At 66.3% G+C, this 21872-nt stretch carries 22 protein-coding genes; 10 read left to right on the top strand and 12 right to left on the bottom strand.

Annotated features, from left to right (window positions below):
- Nucleotides 1-70 precede the first annotated feature (70 nt).
- Together ACZ6YI_RS09955 and ACZ6YI_RS09950 are read right to left on the bottom strand one after the other, a co-directional pair.
- Complete coding sequence (locus ACZ6YI_RS09955) at nt 71-832, bottom strand: ABC transporter permease (protein WP_440329042.1); 762 nt, start codon at nt 830-832, stop codon at nt 71-73.
- Complete coding sequence (locus tag ACZ6YI_RS09950) at nt 829-1779, bottom strand: ABC transporter ATP-binding protein (RefSeq protein ID WP_440329041.1); 951 nt, start codon at nt 1777-1779, stop codon at nt 829-831. The genes ACZ6YI_RS09955 and ACZ6YI_RS09950 overlap by 4 nt, the downstream gene beginning before the upstream one ends.
- Before the next feature lie 120 nt (nt 1780-1899).
- On the opposite strand from ACZ6YI_RS09950, the gene ACZ6YI_RS09945 reads away from it, so the two are divergent.
- The 5 genes from ACZ6YI_RS09945 (at nt 1900) to ACZ6YI_RS09925 (ending at nt 6018) form a co-directional block, all read left to right on the top strand.
- On the top strand, nt 1900-2391 hold the full coding sequence (locus ACZ6YI_RS09945) for a DUF1993 domain-containing protein (RefSeq protein ID WP_465778503.1): 492 nt from the start codon (nt 1900-1902) through the stop codon (nt 2389-2391).
- A complete protein-coding gene (locus tag ACZ6YI_RS09940) occupies nt 2388-2972 on the top strand; it encodes a DNA-3-methyladenine glycosylase I (RefSeq protein WP_465778502.1) in 585 nt (194 codons plus the stop codon). Before ACZ6YI_RS09945 ends, ACZ6YI_RS09940 begins: the two co-directional genes overlap by 4 nt.
- A gap of 102 nt (nt 2973-3074) precedes the next feature.
- A complete protein-coding gene (locus ACZ6YI_RS09935; RefSeq protein WP_440329036.1) occupies nt 3075-3353 on the top strand; it encodes a DUF2188 domain-containing protein in 279 nt (92 codons plus the stop codon).
- A gap of 41 nt (nt 3354-3394) precedes the next feature.
- On the top strand, nt 3395-5491 hold the full coding sequence (gene dinG / locus ACZ6YI_RS09930; RefSeq protein ID WP_440329034.1) for an ATP-dependent DNA helicase DinG: 2097 nt from the start codon (nt 3395-3397) through the stop codon (nt 5489-5491).
- Entirely contained in the window at nt 5488-6018 is a 531-nt protein-coding gene (locus tag ACZ6YI_RS09925; protein ID WP_465778501.1) for a HutD/Ves family protein, read from the top strand. The genes dinG and ACZ6YI_RS09925 overlap by 4 nt, the downstream gene beginning before the upstream one ends.
- A 77-nt stretch (nt 6019-6095) precedes the next feature.
- Here the strand turns inward: ACZ6YI_RS09925 and ACZ6YI_RS09920 are convergent, their stop codons facing one another.
- Nucleotides 6096-6515, bottom strand: coding sequence for a hypothetical protein (locus tag ACZ6YI_RS09920; protein ID WP_465778500.1), 420 nt, complete (start codon nt 6513-6515; stop codon nt 6096-6098).
- A gap of 81 nt (nt 6516-6596) precedes the next feature.
- Between ACZ6YI_RS09920 and ACZ6YI_RS09915 the strand changes: the two genes are divergently transcribed.
- A complete protein-coding gene (locus tag ACZ6YI_RS09915; RefSeq protein WP_465778499.1) occupies nt 6597-7127 on the top strand; it encodes a lipocalin family protein in 531 nt (176 codons plus the stop codon).
- Between the two features lie 65 nt (nt 7128-7192).
- Nucleotides 7193-7585, top strand: a complete 393-nt coding sequence (locus tag ACZ6YI_RS09910) for a YchJ family protein (RefSeq protein ID WP_465778498.1) — start codon at nt 7193-7195, stop codon at nt 7583-7585.
- A 94-nt stretch (nt 7586-7679) separates the two neighbouring features.
- On the opposite strand, the gene ACZ6YI_RS09905 is transcribed toward ACZ6YI_RS09910, so the two are convergent.
- The gene (locus ACZ6YI_RS09905; protein ID WP_465778497.1) at nt 7680-8474 is read right to left on the bottom strand and encodes an SDR family NAD(P)-dependent oxidoreductase; all 795 of its coding nucleotides are present in this window, start codon (nt 8472-8474) and stop codon (nt 7680-7682) included.
- 274 nt (nt 8475-8748) lie between these two features.
- Here ACZ6YI_RS09905 and ACZ6YI_RS09900 point away from each other — a divergent pair, with 274 nt between their 5' ends.
- Entirely contained in the window at nt 8749-9282 is a 534-nt protein-coding gene (locus ACZ6YI_RS09900; protein WP_465778496.1) for a hypothetical protein, read from the top strand.
- A gap of 15 nt (nt 9283-9297) precedes the next feature.
- On the opposite strand, the gene ACZ6YI_RS09895 is transcribed toward ACZ6YI_RS09900, so the two are convergent.
- From ACZ6YI_RS09895 to gltB, 3 genes are all read right to left on the bottom strand, one after another.
- On the bottom strand, nt 9298-10059 hold the full coding sequence (locus ACZ6YI_RS09895) for an NRDE family protein (protein ID WP_465778495.1): 762 nt from the start codon (nt 10057-10059) through the stop codon (nt 9298-9300).
- A gap of 173 nt (nt 10060-10232) precedes the next feature.
- Nucleotides 10233-11669, bottom strand: coding sequence for an FAD-dependent oxidoreductase (locus tag ACZ6YI_RS09890; RefSeq protein WP_465778494.1), 1437 nt, complete (start codon nt 11667-11669; stop codon nt 10233-10235).
- Complete coding sequence (gene gltB / locus ACZ6YI_RS09885) at nt 11666-16114, bottom strand: glutamate synthase large subunit (RefSeq protein ID WP_465778493.1); 4449 nt, start codon at nt 16112-16114, stop codon at nt 11666-11668. Before gltB ends, ACZ6YI_RS09890 begins: the two co-directional genes overlap by 4 nt.
- Before the next feature lie 220 nt (nt 16115-16334).
- Here gltB and ACZ6YI_RS09880 point away from each other — a divergent pair, with 220 nt between their 5' ends.
- Together ACZ6YI_RS09880 and ACZ6YI_RS09875 are read left to right on the top strand one after the other, a co-directional pair.
- On the top strand, nt 16335-17507 hold the full coding sequence (locus tag ACZ6YI_RS09880; RefSeq protein WP_440329202.1) for a murein hydrolase activator EnvC family protein: 1173 nt from the start codon (nt 16335-16337) through the stop codon (nt 17505-17507).
- A 14-nt stretch (nt 17508-17521) separates the two neighbouring features.
- Nucleotides 17522-18868, top strand: coding sequence for a S41 family peptidase (locus ACZ6YI_RS09875; RefSeq protein WP_465778492.1), 1347 nt, complete (start codon nt 17522-17524; stop codon nt 18866-18868).
- A gap of 107 nt (nt 18869-18975) precedes the next feature.
- Here ACZ6YI_RS09875 and ACZ6YI_RS09870 read toward each other — a convergent pair whose 3' ends face one another.
- From ACZ6YI_RS09870 to ACZ6YI_RS09850, 5 genes are all read right to left on the bottom strand, one after another.
- On the bottom strand, nt 18976-19587 hold the full coding sequence (locus tag ACZ6YI_RS09870; protein ID WP_465778491.1) for a hypothetical protein: 612 nt from the start codon (nt 19585-19587) through the stop codon (nt 18976-18978).
- A gap of 5 nt (nt 19588-19592) precedes the next feature.
- Nucleotides 19593-20345: a twin-arginine translocase subunit TatC gene (tatC, locus tag ACZ6YI_RS09865; RefSeq protein ID WP_465778490.1), complete on the bottom strand. Its 753-nt coding sequence runs from the start codon at nt 20343-20345 to the stop codon at nt 19593-19595.
- Nucleotides 20332-20754 carry a Sec-independent protein translocase protein TatB gene (tatB, locus tag ACZ6YI_RS09860; protein ID WP_465778489.1) on the bottom strand — a complete coding sequence of 141 codons (423 nt, stop codon included), beginning with the start codon at nt 20752-20754 and terminating at the stop codon, nt 20332-20334. The genes tatC and tatB overlap by 14 nt, the downstream gene beginning before the upstream one ends.
- Nucleotides 20755-20769: 15 nt before the next feature.
- The gene (gene tatA / locus ACZ6YI_RS09855) at nt 20770-21009 is read right to left on the bottom strand and encodes a Sec-independent protein translocase subunit TatA (protein WP_440329193.1); all 240 of its coding nucleotides are present in this window, start codon (nt 21007-21009) and stop codon (nt 20770-20772) included.
- Nucleotides 21010-21083: 74 nt separating this feature from the next.
- Nucleotides 21084-21773 carry a lipid-binding SYLF domain-containing protein gene (locus ACZ6YI_RS09850; RefSeq protein ID WP_465778488.1) on the bottom strand — a complete coding sequence of 230 codons (690 nt, stop codon included), beginning with the start codon at nt 21771-21773 and terminating at the stop codon, nt 21084-21086.
- Nucleotides 21774-21872 lie beyond the last annotated feature (99 nt).

Raw genomic sequence — 21872 nt, 5'->3', positions numbered from 1 at the left:
GGGGGGGGGTTTTGGTGGGGGGGCCCCCCCCCCCGCCCCCCCCCCCCGCTCCCACAACAGTGTCGGCAACTCAGTTCTTCAGCTTCCACCCCGTGCGGAAGATCCACCACACGATGGCGAGGCACACCAGCATGAAGCCCACGGTGGCCGATACGCTCACCACGACGTTCACGTCGGCCTGCCCGTAGAAGCTCCAGCGGAAGCCGTTCACCAGGTACACCACCGGGTTGAACAGGGTCACTTTCTGCCAGAACGGCGGCAGCATGTTGATGGAGTAGAAGCTGCCACCGAGGAAGGTGAGCGGCGTGATCACCATGAGCGGCACCACCTGCAGTTTCTGGAAATCATCCGCCCACAGGCCGATGATGAAACCGAACAGGCTGAAGGTCACCGCGGTCAGCATCAGGAACGCGACCATCCAGACCGGGTGCATGATCTGGTAATCGACGAACAGGCGGGACGTCACGAGGATCAGCGCGCCAAGGATCATCGACTTCGTCGCCGCCGCGCCGACGTAACCAAGCACCACCTCGACATAGTTCACCGGGGCGGAGAGCAGTTCGTAGATCGTGCCCGCCCATTTCGGCATGTAGATGCCGAACGAGGCGTTCGAGATGCTCTCGTTGAGCAACGAAAGCATGATGAGGCCCGGGATGATGAAGGCGCCGTAGCTCACGCCGCCTATCGCGCCCATGCGTGAGCCGATCGCCGCGCCGAACACGATGAAGTACAGCGACGTCGAAAGCACGGGCGACGCGATGCTCTGGGTCAGCGTGCGGAACGTACGGGCCATCTCGAAACGATAGATGGCGCGGATGCCGTGGATATTCACAGGCCACCTCCCCTGACGAGGCTGACGAAGATATCTTCCAGCGAGCTCTCGCTGGAGTGCAGGTCCTTGAAGTCGATACCGAGCGCGCCGAGCTTCTTCAGGAGTTCGGCGATACCCGTGTCGTCGGCCTGCGTATCGAAGGTGTAGGTCAGGCTCAGGCCGTCCTTCGACAACTCCAGGGGCCAGTGCTCGAGCCCTTCCGGCACGCACTGGAGCGGAGCCTGCAAGGTCAGGGAAAGCTGCTTCTTGCCCAGCTTCTGCATCAGCGTCCGCTTGTCTTCCACGAGGATCAGCTCGCCGTGGTTGATGACACCGATGCGGTCGGCCATTTCCTCGGCCTCTTCGATGTAGTGCGTGGTGAGGATGATGGTGACGCCCGATTCGCGCAGGCGACGCACCATCTGCCACATATCGTGGCGCAGCTCGACGTCCACGCCGGCGGTGGGTTCGTCGAGGAACAGCACGCGCGGCTCGTGCGAGAGCGCCTTGGCGATCAGCACGCGGCGCTTCATGCCGCCGGAGAGCGCCATGATCTTCGAATCCTTCTTCTCCCACAGCGAGAGTTCGCGCAGGATCCGCTCGAGGTATACGGGGTTCGGTGCCTTGCCGAACAGGCCGCGACTGAAGTTCACCGTCGCCCACACCGTCTCGAACGCATCGGTGGAAAGCTCCTGCGGCACCAGGCCGATCAGGCTGCGCGCGGCGCGGTAGTCACGCACGATGTCGTGGCCATCGACGGCCACGCTGCCACCCGTGCCGTTGACGATGCCGCAGATGATGCTGATCAGCGTGGTCTTGCCGGCGCCGTTAGGGCCGAGCAGCGCGAAGATTTCGCCGCGCCTGATCTCGAGATCGACATGTTTGAGTGCCTGGAAGCCCGTCTTGTATTCCTTGGACAGGCCACGCACCGCGACGATCGCGTCGGGTGCCGGTGGGGAAGAGGACATGGGGGACCGTTCGTGGCGGGGATGGCGGGTGATGGTAGTCCCTTGGGTTCCAGCGCGCACGGGCCTTGAAGGCGCGCCCCGCCCGCCCCAACATCGATGGATTACCCAGGAGCCACCGCCATGAGCATCTCGCTACACGAAGCCTCCGCAGCCGCCTACATCCGCGGTTTCCGCGTCCTTGCCGACCTGCTGGCCAAGGCGAAGGAACATGGCGGTGACGCCCTGGTCGAGCAGCGTCTCGCCCCCGACATGCTGAACCTCGCCGGCCAGGTCCAGCGCGCCAGCGACACCGCCAAGTTCGGCATCGCCCGCGTGGCCGAGGTCGATCCGCCGGCGTTCGAAGACAACGAAACCACGATCGACCAGCTGATCGCGCGCATCAACGGCACGGTGGACTTCATCAAGTCCGTACCTGCGGAGAAGGTGAATGCCGGCGCATCGCGCACGATCACGCGCAAGTTCGGCCCGAACGAGCGCACCTTCACGGCGAGCGAGTACCTCATGGTCTTCGCCCTGCCCAACTTCTATTTCCACATCACCACCGCGTACGACATCCTCCGCCACAACGGCGTCGGCGTCGGCAAGCTGGATTACCTCGGCTTCGCCGGGTGAGTGACGGCCTGGTCCGCTGCGCCTGGGGCGAGGCGGACGAGCTCATGCGCGGTTACCACGACCGCGAATGGGGCGTCCCCGAGCGCGATGGCCGCAAGCTCTGGGAGAAACTGGTCCTGGACGGGTTCCAGGCCGGCCTGTCGTGGCGGACGATCCTCGCCCGCCGCGATGGCTTCCGCGCCGCGTTCGAGGGCTTCGACCCGGAGGTCGTGGCGGCCTATGGTCCGCGCGAGGTGGAGCGCCTGCTCGCTGACCCGGGGATCATCCGCTCGAGGAGCAAGATCGGCGCCGCCATCAACAATGCGAAGGCCTACCTGGCCATGCGCGACGCCGGCGAGGATTTCGCCACGTTCTGCTGGCATTTCGTTGGCGGCGAGCCCATGGCCTGGGAGGGCCCGGTGCCGCCGAACAGCCCGCTCTCGGAGCAGGTCTCCAAGGCGCTGAAGCAGCGCGGGTTCACCTTCGTGGGGCCGACCATCGTTTTCGCCTGGATGGAGGCCACGGGGTTAATCAACTCCCACGCCCCAGACTGTTTCCGGCGCGCCCTTTTGCTTCGTAAACCCTTGCGGAACAAGGCTTAATGGTTTTTTTAGCCGCTTAGGCGTAGCGTCGGAACCCAAGGCCCGCGGCATCCGCCCCCGGCCCGTTCGTCTGGCCTGACCACCGACCTATGCGAGGGTTCCATGGCATCGAGCTCCGCCCAACTGTTCATTCCGTACAACGAATCGACACAGGGACCGTGGATCGTCCGCCACGGTACCGCCGACACGCTCGGCCGGTATCCCACGCAAGCCGACGCCATCCACGCCGCTGAAGGCCTGGCCCCTGGTCTCTCCGACAGCCTCGGCCGCCCGGTCGCCATCCACGTCCAGCAGGCCGACGGCACGTGGGAGGAACACACCTGGGTGGTGGCGGGACTGGTCGCCGGCGCACCGCTCAGCCCGCCGATCCACGCGCGCTGACGACACGGGGTGAGACCCCGATAAGGTAACCTTGGTGGGCTATGCTCACCGAAGACACCAAAGCCGCGATCCGCGCCGCCTATGCGCGCCTGAAGGACGGCCTTGCGGGGTTCCGCGGGCGTCCGTCGCAGCTGAAGATGATCGCCGAGGTCGCCAAGGCGCTGGCTGAGCCGGCGGGCGCGGCCGTGATCGAAGCGCCCACCGGCACCGGTAAGTCCATGGCCTACCTGATCGGCGGGCTCGAGGTGGCGCGGGCGCAGAAGAAGAAGCTGGTGATCGCCACCGCGACCGTGGCCCTGCAGGAACAGCTGGTCCAGCGCGATATCCCGCAGTACATGAAGCTGTGCGGCGTCGAGGCCAAGGTGGCCCTGGCCAAGGGCCGCGCGCGTTACCTGTGCCCGCGCAACCTCCGCATGGCTGGCTCGGAGCCCAGCGCCCAGGGCGGCTTCGATTTCGACGCCGATGTGGCGCTGTGGTCACGGCCGCCGGCCGAGCGCGATACGAAGGCCATCGAGAAGCTCGGCAAGGCATTTGAGTCGCGCGAGTGGAACGGCGATATCGATACCAGCCCGGAGCCGCTGTCGGATCTGGTGCGCGGCATGATCACCACCAGCGCTGGCGGGTGCACCGGCCGCAAGTGCAACGCCTTTGCTGTTTGCCCGTTCTTCCTCGCCCGCCGCGCGATTGGCGAAGCGGACATCGTCGTCGCGAACCAGGACCTGGTCCTCGCCGACCTGACCATGCCGCGCGATGAAGACACGTTCGGCGGCGTGATCCTGCCGAAGCCCGAAGAAACCCTGTACATCTTCGACGAGGCGCATCACGTGCCGTCGAAGGCGATTGATCGCGGCGCCGCCGACGTGCATCTCGCAAGCGCGGTGCGCCGCATCGGCCGCCTGCAGAACCAGGTGCACGCGGCGTATTCGCTTACCGACAAGGAATCCATCGGCAACCTCACGCTGGAAACCGGCGACGAGAAGATGCTGGAGATGTCGAACGCGTTGGAGGAGATCGAGCGCGAGATCCGGCTTTCATGGACGCCTTCGTCCAGCGAGCTGGAGCCCGTGTTCCGCGCTTCGCTCGGCCAGTTGCCCGAAAACTGGGTAATCCACGCCTCGCACCTGCATACGGTGACGCGCGACGTGCAGCGCTGGCTGCGCACGGTGCGCCGCACCGTCGTGGAAATGGAAGCCGGTGGCCCCACGCAGGAAGCTCTCTCGCGCGAGCTGGGCATGGCGCTGGAGCGACTCGAGCGCCAGGTGCGCACGTGGTACGCGTGGTCGACCGAGGATCGCGAGAACGGCCCGCCGCTGGCGCGCTGGGTGAGCATGGGCTCGGACCAGCAGCTCATCTGCCATGCCTCCGCGGTATCCGCGGGCGGCTTGCTGCGCAACGTGCTGTGGGACAACGCGTCGGCGGTGGTGATGACCTCCGCGACGCTCTCCGCGGGCGGTAACTTCCGCGGCTTCGCCGATTCCGTCGGCCTGCCGAACGAAGCGGTCACCATCAGCCTGCCTTCTCCGTTCGACCTGGAGCGACAGGCGAAGCTGGAAGTCCCCGCCTTCAACACGCTGCCCGACGACCGCGAAGGCCACGCACGCGAAGTCGCGGGCTGGCTGGCGAAGCACCTCGACTGGGATGCCGGCAACCTCGTGCTGTTCACCTCGCGTGCGAAGCTCGACCGCGTGTTGCAGGTGTTGCCGATTGACCACGTGCGCCGCGTACGTGCGCAGGGTTCGCTGGCGAAAGCCCAGCTGATCGCCGAACACTGCGCGGATATCGAAGCCGGCAAGGGCAGCACGATCTTCGGCCTGGCCTCGTTCGGCGAAGGCCTCGACCTGCCCGGCAAGCTGTGCGAAACGGTGGTCGTTACCCAACTCCCGTTCGCTGTACCGACCGATCCGGTCGGCGCCACCTACGCCGAATGGCTCGAATCGCGCGGCCGCAATCCGTTTATCGAAGTCAGCGTGCCGGATGCCACGCGCATCCTCACGCAGTACTGCGGGCGCCTGATTCGTACGGAAACCGACACCGGCCGCATCGTGCTGCTCGATCGCCGCGTCATCACCAAGCGCTACGGCACCGGCATGCTACGCGCGCTCCCACCCTTCGCCCGTGAGATCGAGCGCGTCGCATGAAGATCATTCGCTTTGACGAACTGAAAGCCGTGCCGTGGAAGAACGGGCTGGGTATCACGCGTGAGCTGGCGGTCGAACCGGCCGGCGCGTCGATGGAGGATTTCGCGTGGCGGGTCAGCATCGCCGATGTCGATACCGCCTCGCCGTTCTCTGTGTTCCCTGGCATCGATCGCACCATCGTGCTGCTCGAAGGCGCGGGATTCACCATGATCCTGGATGGCCAGCGCGAACACGCGCTGACCACGCCGTGTGAGCCGTTTGCATTCCCCGGAGAGGCGAAGGTGGATGTACGCCTCGCCGGAGGCGCCACGCGTGACTTCAACCTGATGGTGCGGCGTGGCGTGGGCAGCGCGCGCGTTGAGGTACTGCGCGGCCCGGGCGAGTTCGTCGGTACGACGGTCGCCTATGTCGTCGAAGGCTCGGGCACCGCCGACGGACACCCCGTCAGCGCCGGCGATTCCGTCTTCGATGCAGAGCGACTTACGCTGGCGGCTAACGCCAGGGTCATCGCCATCTTGTGGGAGTGAGCTTGCGAGCGATGCTCTTCCGCAGGCCCATCGCGCGCAAGCGCGCTCCCACAACGGACCATCTGCAACCCTGATTGTTACGGCGCCTCAGCCGTATCGGCGACAGGCCCCTCGGGCGCATCGCGACGCCACAGGTCCACCGAGGTCAGCTGGAACTTCACCGAGGGCACGGCGGACTCCCAGCCCTCAATGCCGGGAAAGGTCGCCCGCAGGTCATCGACCAGCTCGACGAACCCTTTGTCGTGCTCGGAAAGCACCAGGGTCTCTTCCCCATCGACGTGGAAGAACAGGAACACGTTGTCCCAGGCGTCCGTATCGCGGTTGCCGGCCTCGACCCGGAAAACCCGGGCCAGCGGCACCTCGCGCATCCTGAACACGCCCGGCGTCGCGACGATCATCCCTGCCTCGGAATCCACGTGAGCCGCCCCCGGCGACACCAGCCGCTCGCGCAGCCGCGTGAAGAGCGGGCGTTTGGCGGGGCTGTCGTCGTGGTCCATGGCACGGTTCCGGTGGCGCAATTTATTGGGGATTCACCCGTCATCGGCATCGTAGTGCGTTCGCTTTAACGGAATCCAGCCATGCGCGACCTCCTCGCGGCCCTGAACGGGGCCATGGCCAACCCAGGCATCGCCTCCGCGCCGGTGACGGCCGTGGCCGACCTCGACCTGGAGCGCTACGCCGGCACCTGGCACGAAATCGCCCGGCTGCCCATGTATTTCCAGCGGAAGTGCACGGGGAACGTCACCGCCCGCTATACCCCGAACGTCGATGGCACGGTGGCCGTGGAGAACCGCTGCGGTACCGAAGACGGCGAGATCGCCAGCCAGGGCATCGCCCGGCGCCCCGAGGCGTTCGCCCGCGGCAAGCTCGAGGTCACCTTCGTCCCACCCTGGCTCCGCTGGCTGCCCCTCGTTTGGGCCGACTACTGGGTCATCGCCCTGGACGAGGACTACCAGTGGTCGATGGTTGGCCAGCCGGGGCGGAAATACCTGTGGATCCTGTCGCGTACGCCGAACCTGGACCGGGCGACGTTCGAGCGGTTGAAAGCGGCCGCTGTGGCGATGGGATATGACTTGTCGGCACTGATCGTTTCGAGTCACGTCGACTAACGACCACGCACGGCCAGAAGACAGCGGTTAGCATGGGCGCCCTCTGATCGCTCGAGAACCCGGCCATGCCGAATGCAGCCACCGCCTGCCCCTGCGGCACCGGCAAGCCCTACCCTGACTGCTGCGGCCGCTGGCACGCCGGTGAGCCCGCCCCCACGGCGGAAGCGCTCATGCGTTCGCGCTACAGCGCGTACGTGATGGGGCTGGAGGACTACCTGCTGGCGTCGTGGCATCCGTCGACACGGCCGCCCGCGCTCGATCTGGCGAGTCAGTCACCGGCGCCGACATGGCTGGGGCTGACGGTGAAGCGCCATGAGAACCCCACGCCCGCTACGGCCGTTGTCGAGTTCATCGCACGGCTGCGCTACGGCGGCGGAAGCGCGAAGAAGATGCATGAGATCAGCCGCTTCGTTCGCGAAGACGGTCGTTGGTACTACGTCGACGGTGATGTCGATTGAGGCATTGAACTGTGGGAGCGCGCTTGCGCGCGATGGGTGCTTGCGGCCAGGTCCATCGCGGGCAAGCCCGCTCCCACAAGAGCAAGGTCGTTGCTTAGACCACCTGGCGGGCTACGCCACCGTCGACACGCACGGCCGCACCGGTCGTGCCGCTGGCCTGTTCGGAGGCGAGGTAGACCGACATGTTGGCCACTTCCTCGACGGTGAGCAGGCGCTCGATCAGCGAGGTCGGGCGGTGGGTGCTGATGAAGTCCTTCTCGACCTCTTCCAGCGACTTGCCCTGGTCCTTCGCGATCTTGTTGAAGAATTCGCCCACGCCTTCGGACAGGGTCGGGCCCGGGAGCACCGAGTTCACCGTAACGCCCGTACCCGAAAGCGTTTCAGCCAGGCCGCGCGACACGGCGAGCTGGGCGGTCTTGGTCATGCCGTAGTGGACCATCTCGGCCGGGATCTGCAGGGCCGATTCGCTGGAGATGAACTGCACGCGGCCCCAGCCACGGTCCGCCATGCCCTTCGCATAGTGACGCGACAGGCGCACGCCCGAATTCACGTTCACTTCGAAGAAGCGGCTCCATTCCTCGTCGGTGATATCGAAGAAGGCCTTCGGCTCGAAGATGCCGAGGTTGTTGACGAGGATGTCGGTGCTGGGCACGGCCTTGATCAGGGCGGCGGCGCCTTCGGCCGTACCGAGGTCGGCGGCGACGCCGGAGAGCTTCGCGTCCGGCACGGCCTTCTTGATCTCGGCGATGGCGGCGTCGACGCGCGCCTGGGTGCGGCCGGTGATCACGACGCTGGCGCCCGCGCCGGCCAGGCCCTGGGCGATGGCGAGGCCGATGCCGGCGGTGGAACCGGTGACGATGGCACTACGCTTGGAAAGGTCGATCTTCATGGGTGACTCCCGGTGGGAAAGTGGATTCCACCATCGTCGGGGCAGCGGCGGCTTGGATCAACCGCTGCCCGGGTGAAAGACTTTTGCCGGCCCGGGAAGAATGGCGCGCCTGCGAGCAGCGAGCTTGCGCCGCCTTGTTGGTCCCGCACCTTCGGGCTAATCTTTTGAAAAATCGGGGCTCCAGGGACAGGACATGGAAATGCGCCATCAGCGACCAACCGGGGCAGTCTGTCCATCGTTGCGGCATGGGCTCCGCCGGCCGCGCATTTCTGGCATGAAGACCGCGACGCTCCTTGCGGCGGCCATTGCGTTTGCGTCCATGGCGAACCTTCCGGCAAATGCTTCGGCGGCACCAGCGAAGGCAGAAGAACCGCAGTTCTGCAACATCTACCTCGATACGGTGTGCTTCTCGGTGCCCGTCGGGCTATCGGTTGATGTGTCGCTTCCCATGGACTTCATGCTTTACAAGATGTCTCTGCCCGATGGTGGGAAGGTAACCATTTACAGTGGTTACAACCCGGAGAATGCACTTGAGGGCAAGACGACCCAGAAGTGCGCGACCGGCATGAAGGTCGAACGCTGCGAATTCGCCGATAGCGGAAAGGTGTTCGACCTGATCTATGACACGGGTGGCATGGCGCATATCACGCACATCCAAATCGACGGATTGACCGAGACGAACCGTGGCGTAGCCAGGTCGCTGCTAGACGGCTTTCATGCATGCACGTCGCAGGGCATCAGCATCGCGTGCACGCCGGAAAGGCCGTTCCGCGGCGTCCTGCGCGAGGCGAAGCGCGATAAGCCCTGAATCGACGACCCCGTCCTACGGCGAGAGGTCAAGCACCGTTTCGCCCTCAGGCACACCGTTCGGCCCAAAGCGGCGTTCGATGATCGTGGTCCCATCATCGTGGCCGACCAGCACCACCGTACTCGCCCGGGTGCCGTAGTTCTCCCCGACGATGAAGGCGCTGGAGAGGAAGCGTTCGCGCTCGATGCCGATGCCGGTGTCGGGCAGCAGGTCGTCGGGCCAGCGGCCCTGGTCGGAGAGCATGCGGAACAGGGATTCCGTGTCTTCACGTTCGTCTTGCGCCCACGCCTCCAGGCGATGCGTGAGTGCGCGGGTCTTCGGCCACGGCGCATTGAAGTCGGCGTTCGACAGCCCGTGGATGCCATCGCTGACCGGCTGGTAGCGTGCATCGGGATGGTTTCCCAGGTAGTACGCGCTGTCGTGGTCGAAGGTGAGCAGGTTGAAGGGACGGTAGTCACGCGCGGTGGCGATCAGTTCCTGCGCGTGGACGGAGGCAGGGAGATTCGAACCGAGGTAGTCGGCGACCAGCAACCCGCGCGACAGCCCACTGTGGTCGGCGTGGAGGTCGCGCACGTTGGTGATGATGCTCGCGCGGCCGTTGGGCGCGACGCCTGCCCACGTTCCGTCGGCTTCAAGGTCGCGGCCCGCCGCGATCTGCGGCGCTTCATCCCAATGCGCCAGGGGCGCCGTGGGACGGGCATGGAATTCATCGCGGTTACCGAGCATGACAAGGCGCCAGCGCGGGTGGGCGCGCCAGGCGAAAGCGATCAGGCACATGGGTGGGGGGCCGCCGTGGAGGGCATGGCGTATTGTGCGCCTTTTCCGCGTGAGCCGTTTGTCACTTCAACCTCTTGTGGGAGCGCGCTGAGATTGCGCGTTTATCCCCTCTTCGGGGGCGATGGGCCGTGACGCGAGCACCCATCGCGCGCAAGCGCGCTCCCACAGGGGTTTCATGCGGCAACTGTGCTGTTGGCTTTCTTCGTGGCCAGCATGCGCGTGATTGAAACGGCAGCTTCACGGCCGTCGTAAACCGCGCGCACCACGAGGTCCGCGCCACGCACGTTATCGCCACCCGCAAAAATTTTCGCATGGCTGGTCTGGTGCGGCAGGTCGCCGTCCGCGCCCGTGATGATGCGGCCGCTGCGATCGCGCGCGATGCCGAACGCATCGCACCAGTCGGGCGGGCTGGGCTGGAAACCGAACGCCTGGATGACGACGTCCGCGCGCAGGTCGGTTTCGCTGCCTTCCACGTTGCGTGGGCGCGGGCGGCCATCGCCGTCGTCGACCAGCTGGGTCTCGACGACGCGCACCGCCTTCACCTTGCCGTTCTCGCCGACCAGCGTCACCGGCTGGCGCTGGAACAGGAAGCGCACGCCTTCTTCGCGGCTGTAACCCACTTCGCGCCGCGAGCCCGGCATGCTGGGCTCGTCGCGGCGGTAGACGCACGTGACCGACGCAGCACCAAGGCGAATGGCCGTGCGGTTGCAGTCCATGCCTGTATCGCCGCCGCCGAGCACGACGACGTGCTTACCGGCAAGGTCGTATTCCGGCGCGGGCGCCTGCTCGCGTAGCAGCCGCTCCGTATTCGCAATGAGGAACGGCAACGCGTCATGCACGCCACCAAGCTCACGGCCTTCGAGCTGGCCATCGACATAGGTGTAGGCACCCGTGCCGACGAACACCGCGTCGTAATCGTTGAGCAGCTCATCGAACTCGATGTCACGACCGATCTCGACACCGAGGTGGAAGCGCACGCCCATGCCCTCGAGCACGCCGCGGCGGGTGCGTACGATGGTCTTGTCGAGCTTGAACGGCGGAATGCCGAAGGTCAGCAGGCCACCGATCTCGTGTTGCTTATCGAAGACATCGGCGGCGATGCCCGCACGGCGCAGGCGATCGGCACAGGCCAGGCCTGCCGGACCCGCGCCGACGATCGCCACGCGCGCACCGGTCTCCTTCACGCGGGAAAGATCCGGGCGCCAGCCCTGGCGGAACGCTTCGTCGGTCACCCAACGCTCGACGCTGCCGATCGTCACCGCACCGAAGTCGCCCTGCTCCAGCGTACAGGCGCCTTCGCACAGGCGATCCTGCGGACACACGCGCCCGCAGATTTCCGGCAGCGGATTCGTCTCGTGCATCAGCGCCGCGGCTTCGAACAGGCGGCCATCCTGGACCAGCTTCAGCCAGTTCGGGATGTAGTTGTGCACCGGGCAGGCGTGTTCGCAATACGGGTTGCCGCAATCGATGCAGCGGCCCGACTGCGTGGACGCCTCGGCCGAGGCGAAGTCACCGGAAATCTCGCCGTAGCCGAGCACGCGCACCGCGACAGGCACCGTGCGCGGCGTCTGCCGCGCGATCTCGAGGAAGCGGAAGTCTTTTGCGCTCATGCGGCACTCCGCAGTTCTTCGGCAAGGGCATCGAGGCTCGCGGCCTTGGGTTTCACCAGCCAGAACCGCTGCAGCAGTCCACGGAAATCGCCAAGCACCTGGCGGCCCCAGGCACTGCCGGTGAGTTCGGCGTGGCGGGCGATGAGCTGGCGGAGATGCTGCATGTAATGTTCCATGCCCTCGTGGGAGATACGCAGGATGTCCACGAGTTCGTGGTTGTAGCAGTCGACGAAGTTGCGCTCGGTATCGAGCACGTAGGCAAAGCCGCCCGTCATGCCCGCGCCGAAGTTCAGCCCGGTACGGCCCAGCACGGCGACGACGCCACCGGTCATGTATTCGCAGCAATGGTCGCCCGCACCTTCCACGACCGCCAGCGCGCCCGAGTTACGGACGGCGAAGCGTTCGCCCGCCTGCCCCGCGGCGAACAGCTCGCCACCGGTCGCGCCGTAGAGGCAGGTATTGCCGATGATCGATGCGTCCTGGCTCTTGAACGGCGAATCCGCCGGCGGGCGGATGATGAGCCGGCCACCGGCCATGCCCTTGCCCACGCCGTCGTTGGCTTCACCGACGAGGTCGATGTGCAGGCCGGCCGCATTCCACGCGCCGAGGCTTTGCCCGGCGGAACCGGTGAGGTGCAGGTGGATCGGGCGTTCCGCCATGCCGGCGTCGCCCCAACGGCGGGCGATGTCACCGGACAAGCGCGCACCGATCGCGCGATCGGTGTTCACGATCGGGTAGCGGAACGTGCCACCGTGGCCATCGGTCACGAGCTGGCGAACATCCGCCGAAATCCGCGAAGCCAGCGCCGCTGGATCACGCATCGGATTACGTGCGAGCGTGCAGGCGAAGTCGACCTTCTGGCCGAGCCCGTCCTCTGCGATCAGCGCGGACAGGTCGAGACGCTCCTGCACCGCGGTGATGCCGCCACGCTGCTCGAGTCGGCCTGCCTGGCCGATGAGTTCGGCGAGCGAGCGTACGCCCAGCCGCGCGAGGTGGCGGCGCACGTCTTCCGCGATGAAGCGGAAGTAGTTCATCACCATGTCGGGCAGGCCGATGAAATGCTTCTGCCGAAGCACCGGGTGCTGGGTCGCCACGCCCGTCGCGCAGTTGTTGAGGTGGCAGATGCGCAGGTACTTGCAGCCGAGCGCGACCATCGGGCCGGTGCCGAAGCCGAAGCTTTCCGCACCGAGCATCGCCGCCTTGATCACGTCGAGGCCAGTCTTCAGCCCGCCGTCGGTCTGCAGGCGCACGCGGCCGCGCAGGTCGTTCAGGCGCAGGGTCTGCTGGGTCTCGGCGAGGCCGAGTTCCCACGGCGTGCCGGCGTACTTGATCGACGTCAGCGGGCTGGCGCCGGTGCCGCCATCGTGGCCGGAGACGGTAATGAGGTCGGCGCCGGCTTTCACCACGCCGGCAGCAACTGTGCCCACGCCTGCGTGCGACACCAGCTTCACCGACACCAGCGCCTGCGGATTCACTTCCTTCAGGTCGTGGATCAGTTGGGCGAGGTCTTCGATGGAATAGATATCGTGGTGCGGCGGCGGCGAGATCAGGCCGATGCCGGGCTTGGCATAGCGCAGCCGGGCGATCGTGGCATCCACCTTGTGACCTGGCAGCTGGCCGCCCTCGCCCGGCTTCGCGCCCTGCGCGATCTTGATCTGCAGGACCTCCGCGTTGACGAGGTAGGCGGGCGTCACGCCGAAGCGGCCCGAGGCCACCTGCTTGATCTTCGACTGGCGATCGGTGCCGTAACGCGAGGGATCCTCGCCACCTTCACCGGAGTTGCTACGTGCGCCGAGGCGGTTCATCGCGATCGCCAGCGCCTCGTGCGCTTCCGGCGACAGCGCGCCCAGCGACATGCCCGCGGAATCGAAGCGCTTGAGGATCGCCTCCGCCGGCTCGACCTCGTCGAGCGGAATGGCGGTGGCTTCGCGCGGCACCAGCAGGTCGCGTAGCGCCGATGCCGGCCGTGTGTCGACGTAGTGCGCGTACTTCTCGTAATCCTTCCACTCACCCGTGCGCACCGCCACCTGCAGGCTGGCGATCACGTCGGGGTTGTACATGTGGTATTCGCCGCCATGCACGTACTTGTAGAGACCACCGGCGCGCAACGACTGGGCTTCATCCCACGCTTCGGCGGCGAGCAGGCGCTGCTCCGCCTCCAGGTCGGCGAACGTGCTGCCGCCGACGCGCGAAGGCGTGCCGGGGAAGCACAGGTCGACCACGTCGCTGGACAGGCCGACGATCTCGAACAACTGCGCGCCGCGATAGCCAGCGACGGTGGAGATGCCCATCTTCGAGAGGATCTTCAGCAGGCCCTTGCGGATGCCCCTGCGGTAGTTGCGGCCGATCTCGCGCGGCGCGCCTTCACCCTTGCGCAGATGGCCGCTGCGGCCCATGTCGAACAGGCTCTGGTAGGCGAGCCACGGGTAGATCGCGGTGGCGCCGAAGCCGAGCAGGCAGGCGAACTGGTGCGGATCACGCGGCGTCGCGGTCTCGACCATGATGTTGCATTGACATCGCAGGCCGGTCTCGACGAGGCGCGCATGCACGGCGCCCGTGGCCAGCAGCGAATGAATGGGCAGCAGGTCGCGTCGCGGATAGCGGTCGCTGAGGAAGACCACCTCCACGCCACGGCGCACGGCCGCCTCGACGTCATCGCAGATCCGCCGGATCGCCTGGTCGAGCGTTTCGTCGGCACCGTACATCAGGTCGAAGCGTGGCGTATTCGCGTAAGCGGGCGTAGCCAGGATCTGGCGCAGCTTGCGCTGCGAGAGGATCGGCGAGTTCAGCAGGATCTGCTTCGCGTTTTCCGGACCGAGATCGAAGATGTTCCGCTCCTGGCCGATCTGGGTCACCAGCGACATCACCAGCCGCTCGCGCAGCGGATCGATCGGCGGGTTGGTGACCTGGGCGAAGGCCTGGCGGAACCGATCGAACAACGGACGCACCTGGCGCGAGAGCACGGCCATCGGCGTGTCATCGCCCATGGAGCCGGTGGCTTCCGCTTCCGTCTCGGCGATGATTTTCAACACCGATTCGCTTTCCTCGCGGGAAAGCCCGTACAGCTTCTGGTAGCGGCGCAGCTCTTCGGCCGGCAGCGGTTCGGCGGCCAGGCTCGGGTCGATCAGGTCGGATTCGAGGTAGGTGACGCCATCGCGCAGCCAGTCGCGGAACGGAGCGCGCGCGCGGTTGATCGCGTCGATATCGGCATCGCGCAGCAGGCGGTGCTCGCGGAAATCCACGGCGATCATTTCGCCGGGTGCGAGGCGCCCCTTCGCGACGATGCGCGATGAGGGCACATCCCACAGGCCCGCTTCCGACGCGACGATCAGGTGGTTGTCGTCGGAGAGCGCCCAGCGCGCCGGGCGCAGGCCGTTGCGGTCGAGCGTGCACGCGGCATAGCGCCCATCGCACATCACCAGGCCCGCCGGGCCATCCCAAGGCTCGCTGTGCAGCGCGTAGTACTCGTAGAACGCCGCGAGATCTTCGTCGATGTCTTCGCGCGCGCTGTATGCGGGCGGCACGAGGACGCGCATCGCCGTGAGCAGGTCCATGCCGCCCATCAGCAGCACTTCGAGCGCGTTGTCGAGGCTTTCCGAATCCGAGCCATCCTGCGTGACGAGCGGGCCGATATCGGAAAGATCGACGCGCTCCGAACGCATCACGGTGCCGCGTGCCTGCATCCAGCGACGGTTCGCGCGGATGGTGTTGATCTCGCCGTTATGGGCGAGGAAGCGGAACGGCTGCGCGAGGCGCCACTTCGGCGACGTGTTCGTCGAAAAGCGCTGGTGGAACACCACCGCATCCGCGACCAGCGCGGGATGCTTGAGGTCGGGATACACGTCGCGCAGGTGCCCCGGCGCGGCCATCGCCTTGTAGCCGACCACTTCACCGGAGAGCGAGACCACGTAGAACTGCCGGTCGCCCTTCAGCGCCTGCTCGGCGCGGCGGCGTGCGCGAAACAGGGCTGCCTCGAAGCGCGCCGGCGGCATGTCGCCCGGCGCGTCGACGAAGACCTGGCGTACCAGCGGCATCGAAGACGCCGCGAGCGGACCGCACGCGTTGGTATCGACGGCAACATCGCGCCAGCCGGCAACACGCAGGCCAGCAGCCACGAGTTCGGTTTCAAGTGTAACTACCGCATGCGCCTGCGTGTCGTTGTCGAGGAACACGACACCGGCAGCAAACTGCGTGGAAACCGTGATGCCTGCCTCACTCGCGAGCGCGCGCAGCCATTCGACGGGACGCCGGATGAGGACGCCGCAACCATCGCCGCTGATGCCGTCGGCGTTGACGCCGCCGCGGTGGGAAAGCTTCGAAAGCGCTGAAAAAGCGGTGTCTACGAGCTTCGCGCTCGCATGGCCATCGATCTGCGCGACGATACCGAAGCCGCAGCTGTCGTGTTCAAACGCCTCGTCGTATAGGCGCGGTGTGCCTTGCTTCACCTAACGCCTCCTGTGGCATACGGTTGTGCTGGGTCTTCAGAAGCGTGCACGTGGCCCCGCAGCCGTGAACCGGCCGACCATCACATGCACGCGAAGGGCATGGCTCCGAAGGTACACACATTTGCGGCGCTGCGTCAAAGCGTTTGGACGTCCGAACGAAAACCTTACGTCTCACGCATCCACGGCACGCCCACCCCGCCGGATAGGTCATAATCGGCCGATGCGCCCAAACCTCCGCCTGCCCGCCCTCTGCCTTGCCCTCGCCGCCAGTCTCACCCCCACCTTCACGGCCCATGCCGCGCAGGACGGGAAGGCCCGGGCCGAGCAGGACGAGGCCCGGCAGAAGCTCCAGGGGGTGCGCCAGCAGATCGAGTCGCTGACGAAGGACCAGCGCGACACGGCCAACGCCCGTGACAGCGCCAACGCCAGCCTGGCGAAGAAGGCCGAAGAGGTCTCGTCCGCCGCGAAGGCGGTCCGCGAGACGGACACGGAGCTCGCCCAGCGCCAGCACGACCTGGACCAGCTGAACCAGCAGCGCGATGGCATGCAGGCCGAACTGGCGAAGCACAAGGGCGCCCTCGGCGACCTGCTCCGCGCCACCTATACCCTTGGCCGGGGTTCCGACCTCCAGCTCCTGCTGGGCGACGAGGACATCAACCGGATCTCGCGCGCCCTCGCCTACTCGCGTTACTTCCAGGAGAACCGCGTCGAGCGGATCAAGGGCCTGCTCGCGGATCTTTCCCGCCTGCAGGATGTCGAAACCGCGATCACCGCCGAGCAGGACAAGCTGGCGGCCACGCGGGCCGAACGCGAGAAGCGCGCGGGCGACCTGGAACGGCAGCGCGCCGACCAGCAGAAGCTGGCGGCCGAGGCCGAGGCGAAATACAAGGACCAGGGCCAGCGCATGGCCGCCCTGAAACAAAACGAGCAGGACATGAACGCCCTGGTGGCGAAGCTGCAGAAGGTGATCGACGACGCCGCGAAGGCGGCCGAACCGGCACCGGCGCCGAAGGGCGTGCCGGCGGGTCCGGCGCTGGGCAACCTGCGCGGCAACCTCCCCTGGCCAGCCAACGGCCCGGTCCACGCCTTCGGCAACGGCGTCATCATCGTCGCGCCGCGGGGCAGCGAGGTGAAGGCCGTCGCGCGCGGCCGCGTCGTGTTCGCCAACTTCCTGCGCGGCTACGGCATGATGATCATCGTGAACCACGGCAACGGCTTCATGAGCATGTACGGCAACAACGAAACGCTGCTGCACGGCGTGGGCGACATGGTGGAGGCCGGCGAAGCCGTCGGCACCGCCGCGGCGCCGGCCGGCGACAACGGCGCCTATTTCGAGCTGCGCCAGGGTGGCAAGCCCATCGATGCGCGTGGCTGGCTAGCGAAAAAGCATTGACCACGGAGAACGGCATGCGCCAGCACCCCCTTCGCCTCGCCCTTGCCCTGGCCCTGGCCAGCGCGCTGGCGCTCCCGGCCCAGGCCCAGCAGAAGAAGGTGCCGGTGAAGCAGCCCGATGCCCCGGCAGCGTCGAGCAGCGCGGCGGCCGCGGTCGCTGCGAAGGCCGATGACAGCGTCGACCTGGATGACATCCGCAACTTCACGCGGGTCTACCACATCATCCAGCAGGCCTACGTCGAGAAGCTCGACAACAAGACCATCATGAAGGCCGCCATCAGCGGCATGCTGCAGAACCTGGATCCGCACAGCGAGTACCTGGACAAGGAAGGCCTGGACGAGCTCGATGAAGACACCACCGGCCAGTACGGCGGCCTGGGCATCGAGGTACTGCAGGTCGATGGCCTGCTGAAGATCGTCTCGCCGATCGACGACACGCCGGCCTCGCGCGCGGGCATCAAGCCGGGCGACACCATCCTCAAGGTGGATGGCATGGTCGTGGACCAGCAGAACATCGACGACGCGTTCAAGAAGCTGCGCGGCGACCCGGGCTCGAAGGTCGTGCTCACCATCCTGCACGAGAAATCCGACAAGCCGATCGACATGCCGCTCACCCGCGAGCGGATCAACGTCACCTCCGTGAAGGTGCGCCAGCTCGATCCGGGCTTCGTCTACATCCGCCTGAGCCAGTTCCAGGAAGACACGGCGACGGACCTGGAGAAGAAGCTCGGCGACTACATCAAGAAGAACGGCGCGCCGCGCGGCGCGGTGCTCGACCTGCGTTCCAACCCGGGCGGCCTGCTGACCACGGCGGTCGGCGTAGCCGATGCGTTCCTCGACTCGGGCACGATCGTCACCACCAAGGGCCGGCTGGCCGACGCCAACCTGCATTTCGATGCGCACCCGGGCGACATGCTCAACGGCGCACCGATCGTGATCCTGGCCGACAACGGCACCGCATCCGCCGCCGAGATCGTCTCCGGCGCGCTCAAGGACAACCACCGCGCCCTGATCATGGGCCGGCGCACCTTCGGCAAGGGCGTGGTGCAGACCGTGCTCCCGCTGGACCAGGACAGCGCGGTGAAGATCACCACCGCGCGTTATTACACGCCGAACGGCACGTCGATCCAGGCCGAGGGCATCAAGCCGGACATCGCCTTGGCCGATCTCGCCGTGAACAAGAGCGACACCGCGCCGTCGCTGATCGGCTCGGAAGCCGACCTGCCGAACCACCTCGCCAATGAAAAGGCATCGTCCGAGGCCCCCGCGGCCAACGATGACGACGGGAAGCTGGCGATCGAGGATTACGCGCTGTCGCAGGCGTTGAATGTGTTGAAGGGCCTCGAGCTCAACCGCCGTTGAGGCATCACCGCCCTGTAGGGATCGCGCGCAAGCGCGCTCCCACAGGGCTGGCTAGCGCAAACGGTACCGGCGGCCTTTTGTGGGAGCGCGCTTGCGCGCGATGGCATTCACCAGAACTTCCACCAGGGCCGCGCCGACCGCGCCATCCGCCGCCTCAACCGACGCGATGCCGCCCGCGGAATCGCTTCCTGCCCGATCTTCCAGCCCTCAAAGGCAGGCACGCCGTAAGCGCCCGCACCGAGCTCATACTCGAACCCCGTGACGGTCTCGGCCAGCTCCACCGGCAACGCGTGGAAACAATCGACATCCTCACCGGCTGCGTCCGCCTCATCCTGCTCGGCCTCGAACCGCGCATGCAGGATGTCGAACGGCGGCGGCAGTTCGCCGCTGGTGACCAGCACGCGAACCTCGCTCTCGGCGTTGTGTTCGACATGCCAGGCCGGCTTGCCGTTTTCATAGGCGGTGGCCACGCTGACGTCGTTCTCGCTCCACTGCACGCCGATCACCTTGCAGCCCTGTGACAGGGGCAGGAGCGAATCCTCGGTGAGCAACGGCGAGCCGAAGCGGGTGATAACGATGAACCAGCCATTCGGGAGGCCAATCGCCATCCCCCGTTGGGCATGCGGGGCCGACTCACCGGTACGGACAAGGTCAAGCTCGGCGAGCACCGCCGCGCCATCCTTTCCCTTGACCGCCAGCCAGCCGCGGGTCCCGGCCATCGCGCTTACTCCCGTTCGGGGGCCTTCAGCAGGAAACGTACGGCAAGCAGGCCCAGTTCGTAGAGCAGGCACATTGGCACAGCCAGCATGACCATGGAAAGCAGGTCAGGCGGGGTGATGAAGGCGGCGATGGCGAAAGCACCGACGATGGCGTAGCCACGGCCCTTGCTCAGCTTCTCCGCATCGACCACCCCGATCGCGGCCAGGATCACCACTGCCACCGGCACCTCGAAACAGAGGCCGAACGCGAAGAACATCAGGGTGACGAAATCGAGGTAGTGCGTGATGTCCGTCATCATGGCCACGCCCTCGGGCGTGACCGCGTTGAGGAACTTGAACGCCGCCGGCATCACGACGAAATACGCGAACGCACAGCCCGCGTAGAACAGCACCAGCGAGGCCACCAGCAGCGGCCGGGCCAGGCGCTTCTCATGCTTGTACAGTCCGGGGCTTACGAACGACCACAGCTGGTACAGGATCATCGGCATGCTGATGAACAGCGCGACGTAAAAGGCCAGCTTGAGCGGGGTGACGAACGGGCTGGCGACCTCGGTGGCGATGAGGTGCGCGCCGTTGGGCATCTTCTCGACCAGCGGTTTGGCCAGCTCGGCGTACAGGTGGTTGGCCATCGGCACCAGGGCCAGGAGCACCACCAGGAGGACCACGATCGCCCGCATCAGGCGGCTGCGCAGTTCGATCAGGTGGGAAAAGAGGCCTTCTTCCAGCTCGTCTTCGGCCGATGGATCACGTGCGGTCATGCGGTTCGTTCCGGCCGGGCTCGTCGCCCTGGTTCAACGGGAGCATGTCGCGCTCCGGGTCGGGCTCGCGCCGGCCCGCATGCGCGGACTGGGCTTCGGTGTAGGCATCGCGCACCTGCGCTTCCGTATCCCGGAAGGCGCCCGTGACATCGGTGCCGGCGTCACGGAAGTTCTTCTGCACGTCTTCCTGCGCCGTACGGGCGCTCTCGGCCGTCTCGCGCAGGGTGCGCTTGATTTCCTCGGCCTGGATTTCGCGCTCCACCTCGGACTTCACGCTATCCCAGCCGTTGCGCACCCGGCGCAGCAACGCGCCCGCGGTGCGGGCAGCGTGCGGAAGGCGCTCGGGACCGAGCACGATGAGCGCCACCAGGGCGAGCAGCAGCAATTTGCCGAAGCTGATCTCGATCATGGCGCGGAACGCCGCTTACGGGTTGCGGTCGTGGGTCTCGGTGCTGTCGCGCCGGACGTTTTCCTGGGAGACGGTGCTGTCGGCACGCAGCTTCTCGGCTTCGCGGCGGCGCTGCTCTTCCTCGTCGCCGCCATCCATGCCCTTCTTGAAGTCGCGCATGGCGCCGCCCAGGTCAGAGCCGATGTTACGCAGCTTCTTCGTGCCAAAGATCAGCACGACGACGAGCAGCAGGAGGACGATATGGGTAATGCTCATGGGAACCTCGGGGCACCCCCTGGGGCACCGTTGGGACGGGGGCGGGCCCTAAAGGACGCCGCCCGGGAGGGGACTCACTTCTGAGTGTACTCCTCAAGTTTATCCCGGAACGCCACCACCTCGCTTGGAACGTTCGTCACACCTCCTTCAAAGATCCGGCGGGCCGTGATGCCCTTGCCGTAGATCTCCTCGTTGGAGTCGTCATCGATGCTGATGCGCGAACCATCGAGGGAGATGCCTGCAAAAAGGCCCTTGGAACGGGAGTAGGTGTAGATCTCGGCGTTCATCTTGCCGTTGGTGGCGGCCATGGCCGAGCGGCCGACCGGGCCGGCGGCCGCGGAGGCGCTGGCGCCCATGGTGAACTGGCCATCGATGATCTGGTCGACGCCCTTGTGGGTACGGAACACGAGGATCACGTCGGTCGACTGGATGCCGGCCTGGAAGCCCACGCCCGCGGCGGCGGTGGAGATGAAGTTCGGGTTGGACCATTCGCCCGTGCAGTCACGGCGCTCGGCGATCACGCCCTCGCCCTTGGCACCCGAGAAGACGAAACCGCCCTTCACCATGCCGGGGATGATCGCCACGGCGCAGGCGTTCTTGAGCAGGTCGGCCGGGATCGATTTGTCCGGTGCGTCGTTCATCATCTCGTCGAGCACGCGGACCGCCTCGCTGGCCTGCTTGCGCGGGGGATCGGCGGCCTGGGCAGCCATGGAAGGCAGCAATGCGGCAAGGCCAAGGGCAAGCAGGGAAAGGCGTGAGGTCATCGGTGGCTCCTTTTGAACGCTTTAGGCAGGATCCGTGACAATGTGTTGCGGGAGGCAGACGCCAGCGTATGGCAGACTGCATGGGTCCCCGCGAACACC

Source organism: Luteibacter sp. NPDC104163 (genome assembly GCF_055584245.1).
This window is presented reverse-complemented; position numbering and strand designations above follow the sequence as displayed.

Bases quoted from the DNA above. Each gene is read 5' to 3' on its own strand.
- ACZ6YI_RS09895 (WP_465778495.1), bottom strand. From the start codon at position 10,059: ATGTGCCTGATCGCTTTCGCCTGGCGCGCCCACCCGCGCTGGCGCCTT.
- ACZ6YI_RS09935 (WP_440329036.1), top strand. From the start codon at position 3,075: ATGGCATCGAGCTCCGCCCAACTGTTCATTCCGTACAACGAATCGACA.
- ACZ6YI_RS09900 (WP_465778496.1), top strand. From the start codon at position 8,749: ATGAAGACCGCGACGCTCCTTGCGGCGGCCATTGCGTTTGCGTCCATG.
- ACZ6YI_RS09915 (WP_465778499.1), top strand. From the start codon at position 6,597: ATGCGCGACCTCCTCGCGGCCCTGAACGGGGCCATGGCCAACCCAGGC.
- ACZ6YI_RS09905 (WP_465778497.1), bottom strand. From the start codon at position 8,474: ATGAAGATCGACCTTTCCAAGCGTAGTGCCATCGTCACCGGTTCCACC.
- tatB (WP_465778489.1), bottom strand. From the start codon at position 20,754: ATGATCGAGATCAGCTTCGGCAAATTGCTGCTGCTCGCCCTGGTGGCG.
- ACZ6YI_RS09850 (WP_465778488.1), bottom strand. From the start codon at position 21,773: ATGACCTCACGCCTTTCCCTGCTTGCCCTTGGCCTTGCCGCATTGCTG.
- ACZ6YI_RS09910 (WP_465778498.1), top strand. From the start codon at position 7,193: ATGCCGAATGCAGCCACCGCCTGCCCCTGCGGCACCGGCAAGCCCTAC.
- ACZ6YI_RS09875 (WP_465778492.1), top strand. From the start codon at position 17,522: ATGCGCCAGCACCCCCTTCGCCTCGCCCTTGCCCTGGCCCTGGCCAGC.
- dinG (WP_440329034.1), top strand. From the start codon at position 3,395: ATGCTCACCGAAGACACCAAAGCCGCGATCCGCGCCGCCTATGCGCGC.
- tatA (WP_440329193.1), bottom strand. From the start codon at position 21,009: ATGAGCATTACCCATATCGTCCTCCTGCTGCTCGTCGTCGTGCTGATC.
- ACZ6YI_RS09945 (WP_465778503.1), top strand. From the start codon at position 1,900: ATGAGCATCTCGCTACACGAAGCCTCCGCAGCCGCCTACATCCGCGGT.
- ACZ6YI_RS09870 (WP_465778491.1), bottom strand. From the start codon at position 19,587: ATGGCCGGGACCCGCGGCTGGCTGGCGGTCAAGGGAAAGGATGGCGCG.
- ACZ6YI_RS09950 (WP_440329041.1), bottom strand. From the start codon at position 1,779: ATGTCCTCTTCCCCACCGGCACCCGACGCGATCGTCGCGGTGCGTGGC.
- ACZ6YI_RS09920 (WP_465778500.1), bottom strand. From the start codon at position 6,515: ATGGACCACGACGACAGCCCCGCCAAACGCCCGCTCTTCACGCGGCTG.
- ACZ6YI_RS09925 (WP_465778501.1), top strand. From the start codon at position 5,488: ATGAAGATCATTCGCTTTGACGAACTGAAAGCCGTGCCGTGGAAGAAC.
- tatC (WP_465778490.1), bottom strand. From the start codon at position 20,345: ATGACCGCACGTGATCCATCGGCCGAAGACGAGCTGGAAGAAGGCCTC.
- ACZ6YI_RS09890 (WP_465778494.1), bottom strand. From the start codon at position 11,669: ATGAGCGCAAAAGACTTCCGCTTCCTCGAGATCGCGCGGCAGACGCCG.
- ACZ6YI_RS09880 (WP_440329202.1), top strand. From the start codon at position 16,335: ATGCGCCCAAACCTCCGCCTGCCCGCCCTCTGCCTTGCCCTCGCCGCC.